Consider the following 5,360-nt stretch of genomic DNA (forward strand, 5'->3'; position numbering starts at 1 on the left):
TTTAACTATTTTGTTTATAATTGAAACTTTATGTTATTATGTATTTATAAAATAAATTCATTTTGATATATATTATATAAAATGGAGGGAAATATAAATGAAAATTAATATATTAATTGTTGAAGATGAAAAAGAAATAAGGGAAGGCGTAAGTGAATATCTAGCAGAGGTTGGATATAGCGTTATAAGTGCAGAAGATGGAATGCAAGCAATAGAATTATTTAAGAATAATAAAATTGATTTAGTAATTTTAGATATAATGCTTCCAAAGGCTAACGGATTTGTTGTTTTAAATAAAATTAGACAAGAAAGCAATGTTCCAGTAATTATGTTAACAGCAATGAGTGATGATTATACCCAAATTATGAGTTTTGATGAAGAGGCAGATGATTATATTACAAAGCCATTTTCAATAATAGTTTTACATAAAAGAATAGAAGCACTTCTTAGAAGAGGAGTAAAAGTTAGTGAAAATAAAAAGTGGTGTTATGGAGATATAGAAATTGATTTTGAAGGATATTCAGCAAGAAAGAATGGCGAAAATATTGATTTAAAACCTAAGGAAATAAAATTAATAGAGTTATTATTAAAGTATGAGGGAAAGGTTTTAACAAGAGCACAAATCTTAGATAATTTATGGAGGATTGAAGAAGCACCAAATGATAGGGTCATTGATGTATATATTAAAAATATAAGAAAAAAGTTGTTATTAGATTGTATAGTAACAGTTAAGGGAATTGGATATAAATTTGAGGAGCAATGATGAATAAGTTAAAGCTATTTTCAAAAACATATATATTTACCATGGGGATAATAAGTTTAATAATTTTAATTTCAAATGTTTTAATTTATTTAGCATTACCCAAGGTATATGTGAATAATAAACAAAAGGAAGCTGATAAAATTATTGAAGCTTTAATTGAACAAGTAAGTAAATCTGATAATGAGGAATCATTTAAGATAGCAAAGAATTTTGCTGAAAAATATAATATTCAAGTTTTACTTACTATAGGAGATGAAAAAAGGGTATTTCAAGGTTTGCACAAAGTAGATATATATGTTAATGAAGAGGAAATTACAGAAAACTCTTTAATAATTCCTAATTTAAGTGGTGAAAATATTATAGAAAGTTTTGATGATGAAAATGGAGAAATATTCGGTCAATATATTAATATAAATAATTTATCAATAATAAAAAGTAGGGACTTTAAAAAAAGTAATGATGTAAATGGAAGTGCTAAAATAGTAATGGATTTAGAATCATTTACAGAAACAAGAGATGTTATATTAAAAATACTTCCATATTCTATTTTTATAAGCTTGCTTATAGCACTTATTGCATCATATATATATGCAAGAAAAATTACAACTCCAATAAAAGAAATTTGTGATGTTACAAAAAAAATGGAGAATTTAAATAAAGAAGCCTTTTGTAAGGTAGAAACTGAAGATGAAATAGGAATATTAGCAGCTAATGTAAATAGTTTATATGATAATTTATTAAATACAATTGTATCATTGGAAGAGGAAATAAAAAATGTAAGTGAATCTGAAAAAATAAAGGTGGATTTTTTAAGAAGCGCATCACATGAACTTAAGACACCACTAATGAGTATGAATATAATGATTGAAAATATGTTATATGATATAGGAAAATATAAAAATCATTATATATATTTAGAAAAATGTAAGGATATAGTTAGTGAATTAAGTAAAATGGTTCAGGAAATTTTAGATACTTCAAAACTTAATATAATAAATAAAAAAGATGAAAGTGTATTAGATTTAGGTAGTTTAGTTCAAAAGAACATAGAACCATATAAATTAATAGCTAAGTCAAAGAAAATTAATATTAAAATGAATTTAAAAGAGTCTTTTAATATTAAAGTAGATGAAAAATTATTTACTAAAGCAATTTCTAATATTATTTCTAATGCAGTAAATTATACTGATGAAGGAAAGGAAATAAGAATATATATAAAAGATAAAAAACTTATTATAGAAAATGATTGTAAGCCAATTTCAGAAGAACATTTAGCACATATTTTTGAGGCATTTTATAGAGTTGATTTTGATAGAAATAAGAGTAGTGGGGGGAATGGGTTAGGATTATACATAGTTCAACAAATTTTAAAAATGTATAATTTAGATTATTCTTTTAAATCAATATTAACTGGAATGAGTTTTGAAGTTGATTTTAATTAAATATTTGAAATTTGTTCATGTTTAATAAAAAATAAAATAGTTGAAAAATAACGGGTATTAGATTAATAATATCCTTATTTTTTTATAAAAAATAATATAATTAATAAGATTATTAATGAATTTTATAAATTTAATTTTTTAATTTCATAAATATTTCATATTAGGTTGATAGAATGTACTCAAGTTAATAAACAAGGAGGACATAAATATGAATGTATTTAAGAGATCAATATTATATATAACAAGAAAAAAAATAAAAAGTATTATTATGTTATTTATATTATTTGGAATAGCAACGGCAGTTTTAAGTGGAATTTCAATTAAAAAGGCAGCAAATATAGCAAGACAAGATTCAAATAAGGATATGGCAAATACTTTTGAATTACAAGCTAATTTTGCGGGTAATTTTGAAGGAACAATTCCAGAAAATTTAATTGATAAGGTTTCAAAGGTAGAAGGTGTTAAGAATTATGATGCAGCAATTCAAGGAGCTGGTTTAGATTTAGAAAATGTAAATTATATAAAACCAGAAAAAAATGCAGTTCAATATAATGATGATTATAAATATGAAAAACTTTTTTCTGTAGAAGCACATAAGAGCTCTGAGTATGATACTAAGTTTATAAGTAAATCATTAAAGCTTGTTGATGGTAGACATATTGTGCCTACTGATAAAGGTAAGGTATTAATTCATAAGGCTTTAGCAGAAGCAAATAATTTAAAAGTTGGAGATACTATAAAGGCTAAAAAGAGTGCTGGTGATTTTAATGCATCAACTTTATCTAAAAATGATTATGATCTTGAAATAGTAGGTATTTTTGAAAGTAGTAACACTGAAAGAGTTGGTCACAAATTAGAAATGCCAGAAAATCTTTTAATAACTGATGTAGATACTGTTAAAACTTTATATGGATATTCAGATGGAAATGTAAAATATACAAATGCTACTTTCAATACAGATACTGATGTAGATAAAGTAACATCAAAATTTAAAGATATTCCTACTGATTGGAATAAGTATACAATAGTAAAAAGTGAAGATACATTTTTAGCTTTATCTAAGTCTTTTGATTCTTTAGATAAGATTATAAATATGGTTTTAATTGGAGCAATAATAGCTGGAGTAATAATACTTTCATTAGTGTTAGCATTTTGGATTCAAGGAAGAGTTCATGAAACCGGTATATTACTTTCAATAGGAGTTTCAAAGTTTAATATTATTTCTCAATATATAATTGAATTATTACTTATAAGTATATTAGCTTTTGGAGGATCATATTTCTCAAGTAAGGTAATTTCACAAAATATAGGAAATACAATAGTTGCACAAGCAAGTAAGCAAGCGGTTCAAGACGTTCAAAGTGGATTTGGAGGATTTTCATTAGGAAATGATGTTAATAGTTCTTTAGCAACTCGTACAGTAGATGAAATAGATGTAAAAGTAGAGGTTGAAGAATTAATTTATGTATATGTTATAGGAACAGTTATTATCATACTTTCAGTAATGGCATCATCAGCATCAATAATTAGATTAAAACCAAAAGAAATATTATCCAAAATGAGCTAGGAGGAAAATAAATGTCAATTTTAGCATTAAATAAAGTTAATTATTCATATAAAAATGGAAAAAAAGTTTTAAATGATATAAGCATGGAATTTGAAAAAGGAAAATTTTATGCTATTTTAGGGGTTTCTGGTTCAGGAAAAACAACATTATTATCATTACTGGCTGGATTAGATGAACCTAGAAATGGTGAAATATTATATAATAATCAAAATATAAAAGTAAAAGGGTATGAGAATCATAGAAAAAGCAATATTTCATTAATTTTTCAAAATTATAATTTAATTGATTATATGACACCTTTAGAAAATTTAAAGATAGTTAATCCTAAGGCAGATAAGAAAATTTTAAACAATTTAGGATTAACTGATGATGAAGTTAATAGAAACGTATTACAATTATCAGGGGGGCAGCAACAGCGTGTTGCCATTGCAAGAACACTTGTTACAGATTCACCAGTAATATTAGCAGATGAGCCAACAGGAAATTTAGATAGTGATACAGCTGATGAAATTATAGAAATATTAAAAGTAAGTGCACATAAACATGAAAAATGCGTAATAGTGGTTACTCATAGTAAGGAATTAGCTAAAAAAGCGGATGTTGTACTTGTGTTAAAAAATAAAAAACTAATACAGATTAATTAATAAAAATTATATTATTAACAATAAGTTTTTGGAAGGAATAATTAAGTATGAAAGTAAAACATTTTAAAGATGCAAATTTAATAAGTAAAGTACTATATGTTATTTCAATAATTATATTAGCATATACATTATTAACTATATATAATTCACATGTATATATATTATCACTTGTAGCATCAGGTAAGATTGTGGTAAGTAAAAGTATATTAGTGGTAATAACATATTACATTAATTCATCATTACCGTATGCATTTTATTCAATAGCAACATTTTCTATGGGATATATTATCAATGAATTAAATGTTAAAAGGGAAGTAGAAAAAGATATAAAAACGGATTTAGAAGACTTTAATAAATTAAATGAAGATGATAATGAATTAGAAGAATTAATAGAATATTTAAAAGATTAACTAGCTGTTAAGGATTAATTTAGAAAACTCTTGATATTCACTTGAGAAAGTTATTATGATGTTAGGGTAATGGGCAAGATGGTAAGGGATAACAAGCAATTGGATATAAAGTAAGTTTTGAGAAGGAGTATCAGTTAAGGGTGCTCCTTCTTCTTTTAGGTTAAGAAGTTTTGGAGCAACTATGTTGAATTTGAACATTACTATATAGAATAATATGGGGATGTAGATTATAATTAAATTATAATTTTAAAAGTATATTAGAAAAGGAGAAAAGTAATGAGCAAGTTTACAACCTAACTTAACACCGATACGGAGATTCAATTACATAGTCCAATGCATACTCTTCTTGAAAATGTAGGTCATGAAGTTGAGAATATAGATTTTATATATTTTGAAAGAGCATTTTCTAATGAAGTTAGACCACAAAAGGGAGAAAGCAAAGAATTATATTGGTTTACTAAAGAAGAAATTGAAAGTAATGATACTATAAAACCTCATGTTAAAGTAATGGCATTTGGATAGGTTACAATTAAT

At 24.8% G+C, this 5,360-nt stretch carries 5 protein-coding genes; all 5 read left to right on the forward strand.

The features are described from left to right. The first annotated feature begins 103 nt into the window (after nucleotides 1-103). The 5 genes from NEH74_RS13115 (at nucleotide 104) to NEH74_RS13135 (ending at nucleotide 4,826) form a co-directional block, all read left to right on the forward strand. Nucleotides 104-763, forward strand: a complete 660-nt coding sequence (locus NEH74_RS13115) for a response regulator transcription factor (protein ID WP_202966287.1) — start codon at nucleotides 104-106, stop codon at nucleotides 761-763. Beyond that, entirely contained in the window at nucleotides 763-2,205 is a 1,443-nt protein-coding gene (locus NEH74_RS13120; RefSeq protein ID WP_055306047.1) for a sensor histidine kinase, read from the forward strand. Before NEH74_RS13115 ends, NEH74_RS13120 begins: the two co-directional genes overlap by 1 nt. Before the next feature lie 208 nt (nucleotides 2,206-2,413). Then, nucleotides 2,414-3,772 (forward strand): FtsX-like permease family protein, encoded by a 1,359-nt coding sequence (locus tag NEH74_RS13125; RefSeq protein ID WP_055306048.1) that lies wholly within the window; start codon nucleotides 2,414-2,416, stop codon nucleotides 3,770-3,772. A gap of 11 nt (nucleotides 3,773-3,783) precedes the next feature. Then, entirely contained in the window at nucleotides 3,784-4,416 is a 633-nt protein-coding gene (locus tag NEH74_RS13130; protein ID WP_055306049.1) for an ABC transporter ATP-binding protein, read from the forward strand. A gap of 47 nt (nucleotides 4,417-4,463) precedes the next feature. Continuing rightward, nucleotides 4,464-4,826, forward strand: coding sequence for a hypothetical protein (locus NEH74_RS13135; protein WP_005212003.1), 363 nt, complete (start codon nucleotides 4,464-4,466; stop codon nucleotides 4,824-4,826). Nucleotides 4,827-5,360: the final 534 nt, after the last annotated feature.

Source organism: Turicibacter sp. GALT-G1 (assembly GCF_025594995.1).
Classification (GTDB): domain Bacteria; phylum Bacillota_I; class Bacilli_A; order MOL361; family Turicibacteraceae; genus Turicibacter; species Turicibacter bilis.